A 17,872-nucleotide genomic window follows, 5' to 3' on the forward strand; every position below is an offset into this window, starting at 1 on the left:
TCGCCGCCGTGCCGCGTGGGGTGCGAGGCCCGCGCCAATGCAGGCATGTCCGCGTGCTCCGCACGACCGGACACGCCATAGCTTGCAGGGACCGCAGCCATGACCGACCGCCGCGACGACGATTTCCGCGTGCGCCCCAGCGCCTTGAAGGACCGGAGCAAAGGCCAGGGCCAGAGCTTCGTTTCCAAGGTGCTTAAGCAGGCTGGCAAGGCCAGCGGCGGCAAGTCCACGGTGCGCCGTCCGGTATCGGCGCGTGGCACCGGCCAGCGCCCCGGCTCGCGCCTGGGGCGTGGCCACACGGCAGCGCGCTTCGCCGGGGCGAAGCTAACGCCCATGTCGCGGCGCGTGACCATCAAGACGCTGCTGGTCAATCACCAGGGGGCCAGCCCGCAATCGCTCGCCAAGCACCTGCGCTACGTCGAGCGCGACGGCGCAGGCCGCGATGGCGAACCCGGCCGGGCCTACGGGCCACAGGCCGACGAAGCTGAGCTGGACGCCTTCAAGGAACGCTGCGCCGACGACCGGCACCATTTTCGCTGCATCGTTTCCCCGGAAGACGGCGCGGAACTGGACGACCTGCGCACCTACACCCGGCATCTGGTGAACCGCATGGAAGCCGACCTGGGCACGCGGCTGGATTGGGTGGCGGTGGATCACTGGAACACCGACAATCCGCACACCCACCTGATCGTGCGCGGGCGCGACGACACCGGCAAAGACCTCATCATCGCGGGCGACTACATCGCCCACGGCTTCCGCCATCGCGCCGCCGAACTGGCGACCGAATGGCTGGGGCCGCGCACCGAGCTGGAGATTCAGCAGGCCTTGGGGCGCGAGATGGATCAGGAACGGTGGACGAGCCTGGATCGCACGTTGCAACGTGAGGTCGGCGAGGACGGCCGGGTGCAGGTCGAGCGCTTCAACGAACCTCGACTGCTACGCCAGCGCCTGCTGCTGATCGGCCGCCTGCAACGCTTGCAGCGCCTGGGCTTGACCGACGAGGCGCAGCCCGGCTCCTGGGTCATACATGCCGATGCCGAGAAGACCTTGCGCGCCCTGGGTGAGCGTGGCGACATCATCCGCACCATGCAACGGGCCATGCGCGGCCAGCAGCGCGAGTTAGCGGTGTTCGAGCCGGGCGACGACGGCCGCACCATCATCGGCCGCGTGGCTGCCAAGGGGCTGGCCGACGAACTGCGCGACCGAGGCTATCTGGTCATCGACGGCACAGATGGCAAGGCCCACTACGTCGCACTGAACGCCCGTGACGAGCTGGCGAACTATCCCACGGGCGCGGTGGTGGAGGTGAAGGGTTCGGCCGACGTGCGCGCCGCCGACAAGAACATCGCCGCGCTGGCGAGTGATGGCCTGTACCGCGCCGATCACCACCTGGCCATCGAACAGGGCCGGGCCAAGCCCGGACGCGACCCGCAGGAGGTTGTCGCCGCCCATGTCCGGCGGCTGGAAGCGTTACGCCGGGCCGGCATCGTCGCGCGCGTGACCGAAGGACTATGGAAGGTGCCCGACGACCTGGCCGAGCGTGGCCGCCAGTACGATGCGCAGCGCCTGGGCGGCGTGGCCGTGGAACTGAAATCGCACCTGTCCATCGAGAGGCAGGCGCGCGTGATTGGTGCCACCTGGCTCGACCAGCAGTTGATCGGCGGTGGCTCGGGCCTGGGCGAGCTGGGCTTTGGCGGCGAAGTGAAGCAGGCGATGCAGCAGCGCGCCGATTTCCTGGCCGAACAGGGGCTGGCCGAGCAGCGCGGGCAGCGCGTGATTCTCGCCCGCAACTTGCTGGGAACCCTGCGCAATCGGGAACTGACGCAAGTCGCCAAGGACATTGCCGCCGACACTGGCTTGGAGCATCGCCCGGTGACTGACGGGCAGCGCGTGGCCGGCATCTATCAACGCTCCGTCATGCTCGCCAGCGGGCGCTACGCGATGCTCGATGACGGAATGGGATTCAGCTTGGTTCCGTGGCGTCCGGTGATCGAGCAGAGGCTGGGGCAGCAGCTTGCCGCGATGGTGCGCGGTGGCGGCGTGTCGTGGGAGATTGGACGGCAGCGTGGGCCAACTGTTGGTTGAAACGGCATGCATTCATGAGAAGCTCGAAGGTATGCGCTTGGAGCCGCCTGAGGAGACGCTTCGCGATCATCGAACCAGCGAGCAACGCAATGCCGATGGTGAGTCCTCGCAATACAACAGGGGGAGTGAGCGCGCCGGATGCGTCGAAGGTGCCGAGCTTGCCCGCGTATAGAAGGATTGCGCTTGCCGCCTCCGATCCGAGGAATGCGCCACTGCTCATGCCGTAACCAGAGAAGACCGGCGCGCTGAGCGGTCCGGTGGACAATACTAATCCGGTAAGAAATCCGACCAGCGCCCCAGCGAGGGCTCATATGCCAGATGCGCAGGTGGACATGAGCGCGCCTGATGATGGGGCGTAGCGGGATCATCGCGAGGAAGAAGGCGGCTAGGAATACGTCCACGATGGCGGGTGGAATCGTCAGCAGCGTTGGGGGGCGCCTAACACTGCTGCTGGAACACCGGTCAGCGAGTAGCAAGCACCCGTCGCCAACGAAATTCGTGCCACCAAGCGATCGCTCATCCGATATTGCCGAACAGAGAGGCGATCGCCATGATGGGCACAGCGCTCCGTCGCCCGTACAAGCTCACAAGGACGGGCAGCATGATCAGTGACGAGCCTGTGCAAATCATACCGCTGAGGACGCCTGCGCCAAGTGCGAAGAGGAAAATAAGCGATAGTGAGAGCATATGCCGTAACGTCAGCCTGGACCGTCGCTCGCAGCCGCGAGCAGCGGCACCAGGATGTCGCTGATCGGCGTCGGAACACCGTGAGCCCGGCCGCGACGCGCGATGATGCCGTTGCGGATATCCCATTCCAGTGGTCGGCCAGTTTCCCGATCCGTGAGGATGGAGGTGCCCATGTCCGCAGGGGCCGACTGGAATTTGCCGAGGATCTCTTGCGGCACTTCCACACCGAGTTCAATGCCCTCTGCGTTTGCCACGGCCAGGCATTCCCGCAAATAGGCCAGCGCCAGCCCGGCGATGTCAGCGCGGCTGAACATGCCCGAACGACGATGTGTGAGTGCCATGAGGCCTGCTACCGCGTTCTGCAACAGCTTGCGCCAGGCCAGGGAACTGAAGTTTTCGGCCAAGTCCGCGGCGCACCGCGTGCCTTGCAGTGCCTGGGCCACGACACGCGCGGCAGCCGTGTCTGGCAGAGTCAGGCGCGCCTCGCCGCGCAGGCGGACCGAGCCATCGGATTGCGTCTGCGCAGGAAACCACACGACAGCGGGGACGATGTGCCCGCCTGGCGCGTGCGGGCGCACCATCTCAATCTGTTCGATCCCGTTCTGCAAGACGCACACGACGGTTTGCGGGCCGACCAGCGCCGAGAGCCATTCTGCTGCCGCATCGATCTGCGTGGTCTTGACTGCCAGAAACACAAGATCAGCCGCGTGTGTGATCTGCTTCTGGCTCGTCCGAACCGGGCCGGGGACAGTCATGGGACGGCCATCTTCCAGCAGCGTCAGGTGATCGCGGGGAGTCCGTCCACACAGCAAGGGTGTGCGGCCGACCTCATGCAGCATCGCCGCGACCGTGGTGCCGATCGCGCCGGGCCCCACGACTGCGACAACAGGGATGATTTTAGTGGCCATGAAAGTGGATTCCTTTAAGGGCATCTATCCAAGGGCAGGTTGTGTCCCTCGTACGGTGAATGTAATATATTACATATGCATAAGGATGTTGGTAATTTAATTACAGAGGCCGAGCAACGATTGCGGCAATGGATCGGCAGTATTCAAGCACGAAGCGGCGACCTCGCCGCGAGCGAGGCTAAGGTTGTCGATCTGCTGCTCAGCGATCCTTTGTTTGTTGGGACCAGCACGACCGTCCAGGTTGCTGTCCGGGCCGGTGTTTCGCCGCCTACGGTGATCCGCGCGGCGCGTGCGCTTGGGTTCAGCGGCTTTCCCGAACTGAAGATCGAAATTGCCCGTGCTCGCGGCACAGCCCGGTTCTTCGCTCCGCCCGAAGTGCTCAGCGCGGATGCGACGTCGGCCTCCGTGCTGGAAACCTCCATCCGTGCCGGCACCGATGCATTGACTGCGCTGGGCGGGGCCATCGAACTCTCTTCGCTTGATAAGGCCGTCGGTTTGATACAGGACGCGCGGCAGGTCTTTGCGTTCGGTGCCGGTCCTTCCTCGACGGTTGCTGCCGATGCGGTCTTCCGTCTGCGCGCGGTCGGCGTGATGACCGTGAGCATCCCGGATCACTTGTCGGCCATGATTGCAGCACGGCTCCTGGGCGCCGAGGACGTCGTCATCGCCGTCAGTTCGACTGGCCGCACGTCATCCACGCTTGCCGTCGCCGATGCAGCGTCATCGGCCGGCGCCTCGCTGATTGCCATCACCAACCAGTACGACACGCCTTTAGCAACCCTCGCGGACGTCGCACTTGTCGTCGGCGGCGCGCCGCTACCGGCACAGATGGCCGCTGCGGGAAGTCGGCTGGCGCAACTCGTCGTTCTTGATGCGCTGGTCGCCACCCTTGCGCTGCGCGATCCAGATCGCAGCCGCTTGGCGGAGCGGGCAGGCATTGATCTGCCTGACATTTCCTGATGCCCTGATGCAGCCCGACACCATTGCCATGGTCCTTGCCGCAGCGGTAGCGCATGCGGTGTGGAACCTGGCCTCGAAGTACAAACGAGGCAACACCTTGCTGTTCGTCTGGGCCTACAGCTGCGCTTCGACGCTGTTGTGGATCCCTATCGCGGTCGGTCTCATGGTGCAAGGGCAGCAGACGATGGATGGGCAGTTGGCGGTGGCAGCGGTTGTTTCGGCGGCATTGCACATCGCGTACTCGCTGACCTTGCAGGCTGGCTACGATCGCGCCGACCTTGGGGTGGTTTATCCGATCGCTCGTGGCACGGGGCCGGTGCTGACGATGCTGTTCGCGATTCTTGTTCTGGGCGAGTGGCTAAATTTCGTCGCGTTGTTCGGAGCACTCCTGGTTGTCTCAGGCGTGCTTGTCGTCGCAGGCAACCCGTTCCGAAGCGGCAGTCGCCGCCCGCTCCAGGGCATGCTTTGGGGGGCCGCCACAGGTGCCACCATCGCCAGCTATACCGTCTGGGACAGCTACGCGGTCACGTCGCTGCATGTGGCGCCAGTGGGCTACTACGCGGGAACGCTTCTGCTGCAAGGCCTGACCCTGACACCAGGCGCACTGCGGCAGCGACGGCACATCCCCGCAGCACTTCGTGCCAATGCCGCGCCTATTCTCATCGTGGCCATCTTCTCCCCACTGGCCTACATCCTGGTGTTGAACGCCATGCAGGCGGCGCCTCTTGCGCTTGTCGCCCCCTTGCGCGAGTCGTCCATCATCATCGGTTCCCTCTTCGCGTATCTACTCTTTCGTGAGGACCATCTCGCGCGCCGCATCGTGGGTGCGGTCGTCGTGCTGATCGGAATCGCGGCAATCAGTCTGTGATGCTTTTTGCCGCGCTGGTGCGCATTCATTAGTTGATGATGGACTGAATGCAGGCTTGCCGTTGAATGCTTCGTTCGCTATACGAAAGAGCCTATGATTGCATGAAGGTAAATCATAGGAGGGCCAGCCATGTCGCGTCCTGATCTCAATCTCCTGCTGGCGCTGGATGCGCTGCTCGACGAGGGCAGCGTCATCGGCGCCGCACGCCGCATGCATCTCAGCGCGCCGGCGATGAGTCGCACCTTGAGCCGTATCCGAGAGGCGCTGGGCGATCCGGTGTTCGTCCAGGTTGGCCGCAAGCTCGTGCCCACGCCCAGGGCGCTGGCGCTGCGTGAGCAGGTGCGGCTGGCGGTCGAACAGGCCTCGCAGGTGTTCGCCTCCGATGCTGAGATCGACCTGAAATCGCTGGATCGGCGTTTCAACGTCCGCGCCACCGATGAGTTCGTGAGCATCCATCTGGGCCATCTCCTGGATGCGATGGCGCGTGAGATGCCTCGAGCGATGCTGCGTTTTTCGCCAGAGGAAGACGACGTGGACGATGAGGCGCTGCGCAGCGGTCGCATCGACCTGTTCATCAGCGCCTCGCGCAAGCTGGGGCCGGAGATTCGCGTGCAGTCCCTGTTCACCACGACGTTCGTGGGCGTCGCGCGCGCCAACCATCCGATCTTCGACGAAGAAATCACGCCCGAGCGCCTCACGCGCTGGGAGCACATCAACGTGTCGCGGCGTGGCAAGGCCGTCGGGCCAGTCGATGCCGCGCTGGAGGCGCAGGGGCTGCGTCGACACGTCGCCTTGGTACTGCCCAATCCGTACACGGCACTGTTCGCATTGCAAGATTCGGATCTGCTGTTGCCCTTGCCCCAGCATCTGGCCACTACCGCGCTGTCCGCGGGCCTGCGTATGCGCGTGTTCGATTTGCCGACACCGCTGGAAACCGTGCTGCTGACACAAGCCTGGCACCCGCGTCTGGAGGGCGACCCGGCCCATCAATGGCTGCGACAGACCATCCATACGCTCTGCAATGAGAGCCAAGCGCAAGCGGCAATGCGCGCCAAGCCCTAACTAGGTGACTGGCTCTATGAATGCGTTTTACGCAGTCATCTGAATGCAATAAATTCACTTTTCGTAATGATCGACCCTGCCTACAGTGATGCGTATTGATCACTGTAGAAGGGTTGCATCGTGCATTTGGCGAACGTGCCTGACACGGATTCAGGCGTCTCCTTACGCCTATCCCGGTTGCGGGAGCGGTTGGCGCGTGGCCTGCCTTATCTCGACCTGAGCACCCCACGCGCGACCTATGTGATGCGGTCGATCCTGGCCGCGTGTCTGGCCTTGGTGGTGGCGTATCTGCTGGAACTGCACGGTCCCTATGCAGCGGCTTCCAGCGTGCTGCTGGTCATCAACCCCGTCCAGGGCGGCGTGGTCGGCAAGGGAGTGTGGCGAGTGCTGGGTACGCTGGTCGGCATGCTGGCGGCCTTCGTGCTGATGAGCGCCTTCGGCCAGATGCCCTGGTTGTTCCTGCTCGGTTTCGGCCTGTGGCTGGGGGCGTGCGTGGTAAGCATGACCCTGCTGCGTCATTTCCGGGCCTATGGCGCCACGCTGGCAGGCTATACCGTGGGCCTGGCGGCCTACGGCGCCATGCAGCATCCGGAACGCACCTTCGACCAAGTAATGGGACGCGGGGCGTCCGTGATGATCGGCGTGGTCTGCCTGGCGCTGGTCTCGGCCCTTTTCAGCAGCCGCAGCGTGCACAGCCGCCTGGCCTCGCTGCTCGACCGCCTTGCGGCCGCCACGGCGGGCATGCTTGCGACGCATCACCAGGCCATTCAAGGAAGCGGCGGACCCGATGCCAAGCCGCTCGATGCCGGACGGCGCTCCCTCATCACCGAGGTCTACGGCGTGGACGATCTGCTGGCGCTGGGCAAGGCCGAATCCGCCGACCTGGCCCATCGTGCCGGCACTGTGCGGCACACCATGGTCTCGCTGTTTTCCGCTCTGGTGGGCGGTGCGCCGCCCCTGCACGGACACAGCGCCAGCCTCGCTGTACTGAGCGCGTTGCAACCGGACTGGGAAAAGGTATGGCGGGAGGTGGGCCAGTCGCTAGGGCAGGAACCCGGCCAGGCCGAAAGAGCACATGCCATCCAGCTTTTGACCGACCTGCGCACCCGGCTGAGGGACGCGCTCACGGTCACCTCGCTCGACGACGCCTCCGAGCAAGCCACACTGATGATCGCGGGCGACCGCCTGGTCGAGCAACTCGACGATTACTTGCAAGCCCTCGAAGGCATCGAACGTTTCCACCAACCCAGGCCGACGCCGGCGCGCGTGTCCGTGCCGTTCCACCGCGACACCGCGGCAGCCCTCCAGAACGGCGTACGCGCCTTGTTGACCGTGGTGATGGGCGGCGCCTTCTGGATCGCCACCGGCTGGACGGAAGGCAACATGATGCTGGCGGGGTTGGCGGCGGCCTGCGCGCTGCTGTCCACCGCGCCCAATCCCGCGCTGGGTGCGGTCGAATTCATCAAGGGTACGGTGGCCGCCGTGGTGATGGCCTTCCTGTGCACCTTCATCGTGCTGCCTCACGTCTCGGGCCTGCCGCTGCTGCTGGTGATCCTGAGCCTGTTCTGGCTGCCCGGTGTGTATGCCACCACGATGCCGCGCTATGCCCTGGCGGGCGTGGCCTATCTGGTGGCGTTCACGACGCTGGCGGCGGCGGACAACCCGATGCGCTACGACTTTGCGCTGTTCCTCAATGGCGCCGTGGCCTGGATCCTGGCGACGTGTTTCACGCTGCTGGGCTTCAGGATCGTGCTGCCACGCAACGGAGCGCGTGACGTCACGCGCTTGCGCCAGCGCATCCGCGACGCGGCGCTGGGCACCTTGCGCGGCGAGCCGACGGATGCGTCGGCCTGGCAATGGCGCCAGCAGCATCGCATCGCGCAACTCGGCGCCTTGCTCAGAACGCAGCCGCAGGCGATGGATCGCGCCGTCGCCCAGGCGCTGACCAGCCTGCATCTGGGCCGGGAGGTGCTGCGCCTTCGCCGGTGGCTACGCCAAGCCTCTCCGGATGCCGAGTGGGCGCGCGTGGCGGCGCGCACCCTGCGTCATATGCGCCAGCGGGCCGGTGAACCCGCGCGGGCCGCACGCCATGCCCGCCGCGCGGCGTCCTCCTTGGCGCGATTACCGGCGCGATCCAGCGCCGCGATGGATGACGTGCGGCGCGTGACCGCCGTACTGCTCGATATCGCCGCGCTGCTGGAACGCCATGAGAACGACGTTCCGTCCCCCTCTGGAGGCCAAATCCATGCTCAGTGAGTTCTCGTTGGCCGGCATCTACCTGCCGCCGTTCTTTGCCTACGCCTGCCTGACGCTGCCGATCTATCTGGGCCTGCGCTTCGTGCTCGCGCGTAGCGGGGTGCTGCGATGGGTGTGGCATCCAGGCCTGTTCGAGTTCGCCATCTCCCTTTGCCTTGTTTCCCTGTTGGTGCTTTATGTCTGAACGCTCCTTTCCCGCCCAGCGCCTGCTGCGGGCAGGACTCACTCTCGCGGTGGTCGTTGCCGCCGGGTTCCTGGTCAGCGCGCTGTGGCGCGCCTACGTCATCGCCCCCTGGACCCGCGATGGCCGTGTCAGCGCGCAGATCGTGCGTATCGCCCCCGAGGTGTCAGGCACCGTCGCCGAGGTCTCGGTGGCGGACGATCAATACGTAAAGCGCGGCGAGGTGCTCTATCGCATCGACAATGCCAGCTTCGCGCTGGCGCTGGCCCAGGCCGAGGCGCAGTTGGCGGCGGCCGAGGTGTCTCTGCGCCAGAAAACCGAGGAGGCGCGGCGGCGCCGGGGCATGGAAAGCCTGGTGCCCGCTGAGGACATCCAGCGAGCGAATCAGGCCGTGGCCATCGCCCAGGCCGAACTGCGCGGTGCGCGGGTCACCGTGGACAGGGCGAAGCTGGATCTGGCGCGCACCGAACTGCGTGCGCCAACCGATGGCTACGTCACGCGCCTGCGCTTGAACAAGGGCGACTACGCCGTGGCGGGCCAGCCGAACCTGGCCCTGATCGACGCCCATAGCTTCTGGATCACCGGGTATTTCGAGGAAACCAAACTGCGCGGCATCAAGCCCGGCGCGGCGGCGCAAATCCGCCTGATGGGCTTCGACCAAGTGTTGCCAGGGCGGGTGGCCAGCATTGGGCGCGGCATCACCGACAGCAACCAGCAAGCCGACGCGCAGGGGCTGCCGAGCGTGGAACCCAGCTTCAGTTGGGTTCGACTGGCGCAGCGCATTCCCGTGCGCGTCGAGTTCGAGCATGTCCCGCATGAGCTAGTGCTGGCCGCCGGCATGACCGGCAGCATTGAGGTCACGCCTTCGGCAGGCACGCCGGTACCGCAGGGCCGACTGATTTCGCTGTTACACCGCTGGATGTGAGGACAAAGCCATGCATGCACCCATCCCCTGCACACAGCCGCGCCTTCAGCAGGCAATGCTGGCCTCACTGTTGGCCGTCCTGGCCGGCTGCACCACCGTGGGCCCGGACTACCGCACGCCGACGCTGGATGTGCCCGCGCACTGGATCGAGGCCGACGCCACCATGTCCGATGGCGACCACGATGGCCTGCGCACCTGGTGGCGCGCCTTCCAGGATCCGTTGCTCGACCGCCTGGTCGATCAGACCCTGACACATAACCAGGACCTAGATATTGCCTTGGCACGCCTGCGCCAGGCACGCGCCGAACGCGTGCAGATCGCATCAGCCGCCATGCCCGAAGTCTCGGTCGGCGCCGCCGGCGAGGCGGTGCGCAGTAGCAAGGCACTCAGCGCGCAGCCCGGCGGGCGGGCACGAACCTGGCACCTCGGATTCGATGCCAGTTGGGAACTGGACTTGTTTGGCGGCACGCGCCGCGCGGTCGAAGCCGCTGACGCCGGCATCCAGGCGCTCGCCGAAGACCATCGCGCGCTGCAAGTGAGTCTCGTGGCCGAATTGGTATCCGACTACGCCGGGCTGCGCGCCGCGCAATTGCGTCTGGCCATTGCGCAAGACAATATCCGTACGCTGGCCGAAGCCGAACGCCTGGCCGAACAGGCACACCGGGGCGGCTTGGGCACGCTGGCCGACGTCACCCAGGCCCGCGCTGAGCGCGAAACGGCCGAGGCGCAACCGCCTTTGCTGGAAGCGGACATCGCCCGTTTCAGTCATGCCATCGGCGTGCTGGCGGGCGGCTTTCCCGGGGATTGGCATGCCGACCTCGCCACGTCCGCACCGGCATTGCCCATGCCGGCCGACTTGCCGCTGTCACTCCCTTCGGAAGTTATTCGCCAACGCCCCGACCTGCGTGCGGACGAACGACGCCTGGCCGCCGCCACCGCGCAGATTGGCGTGGCCGAGGCCGCACGCTTTCCCGCGTTCCGCATTCCCCTGGGGTTCGGTACCACCGCCAGCGTCATCCACGACCTGTTCTCAGGCGCCAGCCTGGCGTGGTCGGCGGCGATGCAGGGTAGCCAGTCCCTCTACGACGCGGGCCGCGCGCAGGCAGGCGTGACCGCGGCGCAGGCCAACGCCGACGCCGTGCGGCGCGTCTACGAGCGGGACGTGCGTTCGGCGTTGCGCGACGTGGAAGACGCCTTGACCGCATGGACCAGCGAACGCCAGCGGCAAGCCTCGTTGCAGAAGGCTGTGGCCGATAGCCAACAGGCCCTGGGGCAGGCGACCCGACTCTATGCGCGTGGGATGAGTGCCTATTTGCCGGTGCTGGTGGCGCAGCGCAGCCTGAACCAGACACGCGATGCGCTCGCCCTCAGCCAACTGGCGCAACTGCAAGGAGGCATTGCCTTGTACAAGGCGCTGGGTGCGGGAGGGGCGGACACGGCATTGGACCCTGAGTCCGATTAACCCGTCAATGCAGAAACAGTGGCGACGCGGAGTTTCATTGCGCCGATCCGTCATCAACTCCAAAAAGCTAATGTCATGGACCGAACGGGACCAAGCCTCGACTTTGATTTCAACGATATTGCAGTTTTTGTACTAGTCGCCAAACAACGCAGCATTTCCTGCACTGCCGAGTTGATAGGGGTGAGCGCCTCGACAGTATCACGCCGTCTGAGCTCGCTTGAGGAGCACCTGGGCGTGCAGCTTATGTCGCGCAGCACTCGGCGAATCCTGTTGACCGAGGCGGGCAAGCTCTATTACGAACACTGCCATAAACTCATCGAACAGGCACACGACGCTCAGGATCTATTACTGGAGCATACCGCGCAACTACGCGGCACACTCAAGGTATTGCTTCCAGATACGCTGGACGCGATTCAATTGCCAGCCTTTATTCCGCAGTTCGCGCGTGCCTGGCCTGATTTACAGATCCACTACGACTGCCACCAAGACCTTCAATGGGAGCAGCATCGCGATTTTGATGTCGCGTTGCGCTGGGGAACACAGAGCAACAGCGATCTGATCTTACGCAATATTGCTCAAATCGAATTCGGTCTCTATGCCAGCGAGCAATATCTAAAAACACGCGGTATGCCTAAACATCCCGGCGAGTTGGCCCGACATGATTGTGTGTATGCCGACCTATGTAAAGAGCTCGCCAGTTGGACCTTTCACCACTCGGAGCAACCGCTCGTCGTCAAACCTCAAAGCCACCTTGTTCTCAATGACCTGGACCTGGCTTACCGTCTCGCATGCGAAGGCGCGGGCATCGTAGCGCTGCCCCTCACGACGACGAACAGCGAATCACTGATACCGGTATTACCCACATGGCGCCTTGCCCCAGTCACGTTGCATGCCGTGTATTCGGGCCGCACACCGCCTGCCCGTGTGCGGGTCTTCATCGATGAGTTGATCCAGCATGCAAGCGCACTGAAATTAAATATCACCAGGCTGGGTTTGTGCTCTGTGGATCTCACGCACACTGGTTTACAACGGTAATTAATAGAGCCATGCAATGGAAATTCGCCACTTACGCTGTTTTCTGGCTGTAGCAGAGGAGCTCCATTTCGCCCGTGCTGCTGAGCGGTTGCACATGGAGCAGTCGCCGCTGTCTCGGGCTATTAAGGAGCTGGAAGAAGAATTGAGTGTGGTGCTGTTCGCACGTACCACCCGCAGCACGCGGTTGACTCGAGCGGGGAAGCTGTTCCTGGATCATGTGCCGCGTGTCTTTGCCGCTTTACAGCAGGCGCGCGACAGCGTGGATGCGGCCGCCAACGGTTTTTATGGTCAGTTGCGCATCGCACTGTCAGACGGCATTACGCCATCGCGCCTACCTGCTTTGCTGGCTTTGTGCCGGCAGGAAGAACCAGAAATCGAAATCCGCTTGACTGAAGTTCCTCTGGCACAGCAGATCAAGGGGCTGCATGATGACCTGTACGACGTGGGCTTTGCCTGCGCCGATGAAGTCGGAGATGGCGTCGTGACTTTGCCCGTCTGGAGTGATCCGCTGATGGTGGCCGTGCCCGCGAGGCATCCCTTGCTGGCCCACAAGCGCATCCCGCTCGAAGAACTGCTGCGTTACCCACTGGTGCTATGCGATCAGCAAGCGTGCGAAGGCCATGCGAGGCAGGTCGAGCGCGTGCTGCGCCGTGTGGACACAGAACCGTTGGTTGCCGAGCGGGTCGCGTCCTGCGACCTGATGATGGCGTTGGTTTCAGCCGGTTTCGCCCTGGCGCTGACCGGCGCCACATATATCGCGGCTAGCCGAGAACAAGGCGTCATCGCGCGGCCACTGGCCGCTCGCTCGCCCCTGCTTACAACCTATCTCCTACGCCTGGATAGGGAACCTTCGGAAACCCTGGCTCGTTTCATTGAGCGCGTACGGACTATCGAGTCACCGGTAGACACTGGGTCAACATTGGACGACGATCCCGATTCCCTGGAGGAGTTCGGGCCATGAAGAGAACCATTCGATGCTTGTTGATTGCGATATCGACAGTCTGCTGTCACACCGAAACGCCAGAGAGTAAAAAACGTGTCGACTGTTTAAGAGCTGGCGTCTGATCCCATGCAGTTGATTACGTTCGACCCGTCTACAAATTTCCATTTTTCTCTCGTTACGTCGTAGTGTGCCCTTGCTGGCTATGACTGTCCGTACTGTGCTGTTACTGGAAATCTTGCTTTTTTCTCGACCTTTCTGTCGATAACAGTCTTTGACCAGCGATTGACCTGAGCCCGATCCTCGCCTGTACGGCACGCTTTTGTGCCGCGTGTTGTATAGGAGAGAACGGAGGCCAGGATGCAAGGTCAAGGCGTGCTGTTCGGGCAGATTGCCGTGGTTTCCGGCATCGTGATCGCCGGCGTGTGGGCTGCCACACAATGGACGGCCGCTGCTTTGGACTACCAGCTACGCCTGGGCGCGCCCTGGTTCGCCGCCTTCGATACGCCGGTCTACTACCCGTGGCGGTTGTTCGAGTGGTGGTTTTTCTATGGCGCCTATGCGCCCAAGACCTTTGACGTCGGTGGTGCCATCGCCGGTGGTAGTGGCCTGCTGGCTGTCGTCGTGGCCATCGCCATGTCGGTGTGGCGTTCACGCCAATCCAAGCTGGTCACGACTTACGGGTCGGCTCGCTGGGCGCAAATGGCCGACATCCGCAAGGCGGGGCTGGACAAGCCGGCCGGGGTTTTCCTCGGCGCATACCGCGGGCAATACCTGCGCCATGAAGGCCCGGAACACGTCCTGACCTTTGCGCCGACGCGCTCGGGCAAGGGCGTGGGCCTGGTGGTACCGACCTTGCTGAGCTGGCCGGCATCCGCCGTCATACACGACATCAAGGGCGAAAATTGGCAGATCACCGCCGGCTGGCGTTCACGCTTTTCGCATTGCCTGCCGTTCAATCCGACCGATGCCAAATCAGCGGCCTACAACCCGCTGCTGGAAGTGCGGCGCGGCGTCCATGAGGTGCGCGATGTGCAGAACATCGCCGACATCCTCGTCGATCCCGAAGGCGCACTCGAACGCCGCAACCATTGGGAGAAGACTTCGCACGCGCTGCTGGTTGGCGCCATTCTGCACGTGCTCTATGCAGGCACGGACAAGACGCTGCGCGGCGTGGCGAATTTCCTCTCCGATCCGGCATGTCCGTTCGAATTGACGTTGCATCGGATGATGACCACCTGCCATCTGGGTGATGCGCCGCACCCGGTTGTCGCCTCCGCCGCGCGGGAAGTGCTCAACAAGTCCGAGAACGAACGCTCCGGCGTGCTGTCCACGGCCATGTCTTTTCTCGGCCTGTACCGCGACCCTACGGTGGCCGAAGTGACCTCGCGCTGCGACTGGCGCATCGCTGACCTGATCGCCGCCGAATCGCCCGTTTCCCTGTATCTGGTGGTGCCGCCTTCGGATATCAGCCGCACCAAGCCACTGGTGCGCTTGATCCTCAATCAGATCGGCAGGCGCTTGACGGAATCATTGGATGGTAGCGACGGCATCGCGCGTCGCCACAAGCTGCTGCTGATGCTCGACGAGTTTCCCGCACTGGGGCGGCTGGATTTTTTCGAGACGGCGCTGGCGTTCATGGCCGGCTACGGCATCCGCAGTTTCCTGATCGCACAGTCGCTCAATCAGATCGACAAGGCCTATGGCCAGAACCATTCCATCCTCGACAACTGCCATGTACGGGTGACGTTCGCCACCAACGATGAGCGCACCGCCAAGCGCATCTCCGAAACTTTGGGCACGGCGACCGAGCTGCGTGCGCAGCGCAACTACGCCGGTCATCGGCTGGCGCCGTGGCTGGGGCATCTGATGGTGTCGCGCCAGGAAACTGCGCGTCCACTGCTCACGCCTGGTGAGGTGATGCAGCTGCCGCCGACCGAGGCGGTGGTGATGGTCAGCAGTCTGCCGCCGATCAAGGCCAAAAAGCTGCGCTATTACGCCGACGCTAATTTCAAGCGCCGTGTGTTGCCACCGCCCGTGCTGGCGCAAGGGCGCTACGCCGATGCGCCGCCGTCACGCCCGGATGATTGGCATGGCTTGGCGATGCCGGCGATCCCTGCTGCGCCTGTCACGACAGAAGTCCTGGACACGGGCAATGCCGATGACGATGGTCCGCGCCGTCAACCGGAACTGTCGGAGGTCACCGAATACCGACCTGAAGAAGGCTTGGCGAGCAATGACCTGGCGCTGCTCGATGACGACGATGCGCCGTTGCCACTTCCTCGCCAGCTAGATCCCGCTCTGCAGCGCACGGCGCGGCTGGCTTCTCTCGACCAACACGACGGGATCGAACTATGAGCCAGTACCGCCTGAACCTGTTCATTGCCCACGAACACGCCAAGCGCCTGGACGAATTGGCGGCGAAGAAGGGCGTCTCCAAATCCAGCATCGTCGCGGCGGCGCTGGCCTCCTGGCTGTCGCCGGATGCTGGCGATCAGCGTGAAGCGGCCATCGCCAAGCGGCTGGATCGGTTGACGCGCCAGTTCGAGCGGCTGGAGCGCGACCAGAACATCGCCATCGAAACCCTGGCGCTGTTCGTGCGTTATTACCTGACCGTGAGCGCGCCGGTACCGGAGGCGCATCAGGAAGCGGCGCGCGCGCAGGGCAAGGCGCGCTTCGAGCAATTCGTCGAGCAGCTCGGCCGTCATCTACTGCGCGGTCGCAGCCTGGTGCGTGACGTGGTCGAGGAATTGCAACCGGATACCGCCAGGCTGGATGACGCGGCGGCACTGGCCGAGGCTCAGGAGCGTGCTTCATGAGCGCCGTGCCGCAATCGCTGACGATCACGTCCCTGGATCGACGTATCCGCATGCTGCGCACGGCCATGGGGCCGCTGATTGCCGCAGCGCTGGAAGACCCGGACGTGGTGGAAATCATGCTCAACCCCGACCGCAGCCTGTGGGTGGATCGGCTCTCCAGCGGACGCGCGCCGATGGGCGCGGAGCTGACCGAGGAGGAGGGCGAACGCATCATCCGGTTGGTGGCGGCGCACGTCGGCGCCGAAGTGCATCGCAGCCAGCCCTTGTTGACGGCAGAGCTGCCGGAAACCGGCGAGCGTTTCGAGGGCGTGTTGCCGCCTGCCGCACCAGGCCCGGCCTTCGCGCTGCGTAAGCGCGCCGTCGGCGTGATTCCGCTGGAACGCTACATCGCCGACGGGATGATGAGCGTAGAACAGGCTGAGTTCCTGCGCGATGCGGTGCGGCAACGCCAGAACATCCTGATTGCCGGCGGCACCAGTACCGGCAAGACCACGCTTGCCAATGCCTTGCTCGCGGAAATCGCCGCCACGGGCGACCGTGTGCTGGTGCTGGAAGACACGGTGGAGCTGCAATGCGCCGCACGCGACCACGTGCCGCTGCGCACGCGCGCCGGCGTGGTGTCCATGACCGAACTGGTGCGCGCCACCATGCGCCTGCGCCCGGATCGCGTCGTCGTGGGCGAAGTGCGTGGCGGCGAGGCGCTGGATCTCATCAAGGTGTGGGGCACCGGCCACCCCGGCGGCATCGCCACCATTCATGCCGGTTCCGCGCAAGGCGCGTTGCTGCGCCTGGAGCAACTGATTCTGGAAGTGGCGGTGAACCCGCCCCGTGCGCTGATCGCCGAGGCGGTCAACGTCGTCATCCATATCGCCGGTCGAGGCCGACGCCGGCGCATCGCGTGCATTGCCCGCGTCGCCGGTTATGACGGCGCGGGTTATCGCCTGACCGATGCACTGACGCCGGCCATATCCATGCCACTGCCATTTTCTTCCTCTTCACCTTCCCCCGACCCCGTTGGAGACTCGCCATGACCCCGTTGCATGCCCCTGTTTTGCGCTTTTCCGTAAACCCGGTTTCGATGCTGACGCGACTGCGTCGGCTGGCCGCGCCCGCGCACCACGGCCTGCTGATGGCCGCCGTGATGCTGCTGAGTATCGGCACGGCCAAGGCCTCCGGTTCGTCGATGCCGTGGGAGAGTCCGCTGCAGTCGATTCTTGAGTCCATCCAGGGGCCGGTGGCGCGCATCGTGGCGGTCATCATCATCATCGCCACCGGCCTGGCGCTGGCCTTCGGCGATACCTCGGGTGGCTTTCGTAAGCTGATCCAGATCGTGTTCGGTCTATCCATCGCCTTTGCCGCATCCTCGTTCTTCCTGTCTTTCTTCAGCTTCTCCGGCGGGGCGATGGTATGAGCGCCGGCCATGATCTGCCGGGCTTTGAGGTGCCGCTGCATCGCTCGCTGACCGAGCCGATTCTGTTGGGCGGCGCACCGCGCACCGTGGCCATTGCCAACGGCACGCTGGCCGCTGCCGTCGGGCTTGGCCTGCAATTGTGGATTCCCGGCGTGGTGCTTTGGATCGTCGGCCATTCGCTGGCCGTGTGGGGCGCACGCGTCGATCCGCAGTTCATGCAGGTGTTCGCCAAGCACCTCAAGCACAAACCCTTGATGGACGTGTGAGGAAGCG

General features: G+C 64.3%; 16 protein-coding genes. 15 read left to right on the plus strand and 1 reads right to left on the minus strand.

All coding sequences use genetic code 11. The annotated features are described in order from the left end of the window. Positions 1–99 precede the first annotated feature (99 nt). A complete protein-coding gene (locus tag ACYVI2_RS18505; protein WP_460490332.1) occupies positions 100–2,085 on the plus strand; it encodes a DUF3363 domain-containing protein in 1,986 nt (661 codons plus the stop codon). A gap of 698 nt (positions 2,086–2,783) precedes the next feature. Here ACYVI2_RS18505 and ACYVI2_RS18510 read toward each other — a convergent pair. Then, the gene (locus tag ACYVI2_RS18510) at positions 2,784–3,680 is read right to left on the minus strand and encodes an oxidoreductase (protein ID WP_415816250.1); all 897 of its coding nucleotides are present in this window, start codon (positions 3,678–3,680) and stop codon (positions 2,784–2,786) included. 75 nt (positions 3,681–3,755) lie between these two features. Between ACYVI2_RS18510 and ACYVI2_RS18515 the strand changes: the two genes are divergently transcribed. The 14 genes from ACYVI2_RS18515 (at position 3,756) to ACYVI2_RS18580 (ending at position 17,865) form a co-directional block, all read left to right on the plus strand. Continuing rightward, positions 3,756–4,640 carry a MurR/RpiR family transcriptional regulator gene (locus tag ACYVI2_RS18515; RefSeq protein WP_415816252.1) on the plus strand — a complete coding sequence of 295 codons (885 nt, stop codon included), beginning with the start codon at positions 3,756–3,758 and terminating at the stop codon, positions 4,638–4,640. 7 nt (positions 4,641–4,647) lie between these two features. Then, positions 4,648–5,508: an EamA family transporter gene (locus ACYVI2_RS18520; RefSeq protein ID WP_460490333.1), complete on the plus strand. Its 861-nt coding sequence runs from the start codon at positions 4,648–4,650 to the stop codon at positions 5,506–5,508. A 129-nt stretch (positions 5,509–5,637) separates the two neighbouring features. Further along, on the plus strand, positions 5,638–6,570 hold the full coding sequence (locus ACYVI2_RS18525) for a LysR family transcriptional regulator (protein ID WP_415816256.1): 933 nt from the start codon (positions 5,638–5,640) through the stop codon (positions 6,568–6,570). 120 nt (positions 6,571–6,690) lie between these two features. Further along, a complete protein-coding gene (locus ACYVI2_RS18530) occupies positions 6,691–8,826 on the plus strand; it encodes an FUSC family protein (protein WP_415816258.1) in 2,136 nt (711 codons plus the stop codon). Continuing rightward, on the plus strand, positions 8,816–9,010 hold the full coding sequence (locus ACYVI2_RS18535) for a DUF1656 domain-containing protein (protein ID WP_415816260.1): 195 nt from the start codon (positions 8,816–8,818) through the stop codon (positions 9,008–9,010). The genes ACYVI2_RS18530 and ACYVI2_RS18535 overlap by 11 nt, the downstream gene beginning before the upstream one ends. Next, on the plus strand, positions 9,003–9,932 hold the full coding sequence (locus tag ACYVI2_RS18540) for an efflux RND transporter periplasmic adaptor subunit (protein WP_415816262.1): 930 nt from the start codon (positions 9,003–9,005) through the stop codon (positions 9,930–9,932). The genes ACYVI2_RS18535 and ACYVI2_RS18540 overlap by 8 nt, the downstream gene beginning before the upstream one ends. Positions 9,933–9,942: 10 nt before the next feature. After that, positions 9,943–11,394, plus strand: coding sequence for an efflux transporter outer membrane subunit (locus ACYVI2_RS18545; protein WP_415816264.1), 1,452 nt, complete (start codon positions 9,943–9,945; stop codon positions 11,392–11,394). A 75-nt stretch (positions 11,395–11,469) separates the two neighbouring features. Next, complete coding sequence (locus tag ACYVI2_RS18550) at positions 11,470–12,429, plus strand: LysR family transcriptional regulator (protein ID WP_415816266.1); 960 nt, start codon at positions 11,470–11,472, stop codon at positions 12,427–12,429. A 16-nt stretch (positions 12,430–12,445) separates the two neighbouring features. Continuing rightward, complete coding sequence (locus tag ACYVI2_RS18555) at positions 12,446–13,390, plus strand: LysR family transcriptional regulator (protein ID WP_415816268.1); 945 nt, start codon at positions 12,446–12,448, stop codon at positions 13,388–13,390. 339 nt (positions 13,391–13,729) lie between these two features. Beyond that, positions 13,730–15,727, plus strand: a complete 1,998-nt coding sequence (locus tag ACYVI2_RS18560; RefSeq protein ID WP_415816270.1) for a conjugal transfer protein TraG — start codon at positions 13,730–13,732, stop codon at positions 15,725–15,727. Further along, a complete protein-coding gene (locus tag ACYVI2_RS18565) occupies positions 15,724–16,188 on the plus strand; it encodes a CopG family transcriptional regulator (RefSeq protein WP_415816272.1) in 465 nt (154 codons plus the stop codon). The genes ACYVI2_RS18560 and ACYVI2_RS18565 overlap by 4 nt, the downstream gene beginning before the upstream one ends. Beyond that, positions 16,185–17,219 carry a P-type conjugative transfer ATPase TrbB gene (gene trbB, locus ACYVI2_RS18570; RefSeq protein ID WP_415816274.1) on the plus strand — a complete coding sequence of 345 codons (1,035 nt, stop codon included), beginning with the start codon at positions 16,185–16,187 and terminating at the stop codon, positions 17,217–17,219. Before ACYVI2_RS18565 ends, trbB begins: the two co-directional genes overlap by 4 nt. Then, positions 17,216–17,599: a TrbC/VirB2 family type IV secretion system protein gene (locus ACYVI2_RS18575; RefSeq protein WP_415816276.1), complete on the plus strand. Its 384-nt coding sequence runs from the start codon at positions 17,216–17,218 to the stop codon at positions 17,597–17,599. Before trbB ends, ACYVI2_RS18575 begins: the two co-directional genes overlap by 4 nt. Further along, positions 17,596–17,865 carry a VirB3 family type IV secretion system protein gene (locus ACYVI2_RS18580; protein WP_415816278.1) on the plus strand — a complete coding sequence of 90 codons (270 nt, stop codon included), beginning with the start codon at positions 17,596–17,598 and terminating at the stop codon, positions 17,863–17,865. Before ACYVI2_RS18575 ends, ACYVI2_RS18580 begins: the two co-directional genes overlap by 4 nt. The last annotated feature ends 7 nt before the right edge of the window (positions 17,866–17,872 follow it).

Source organism: Bordetella tumbae, from assembly GCF_054780995.1.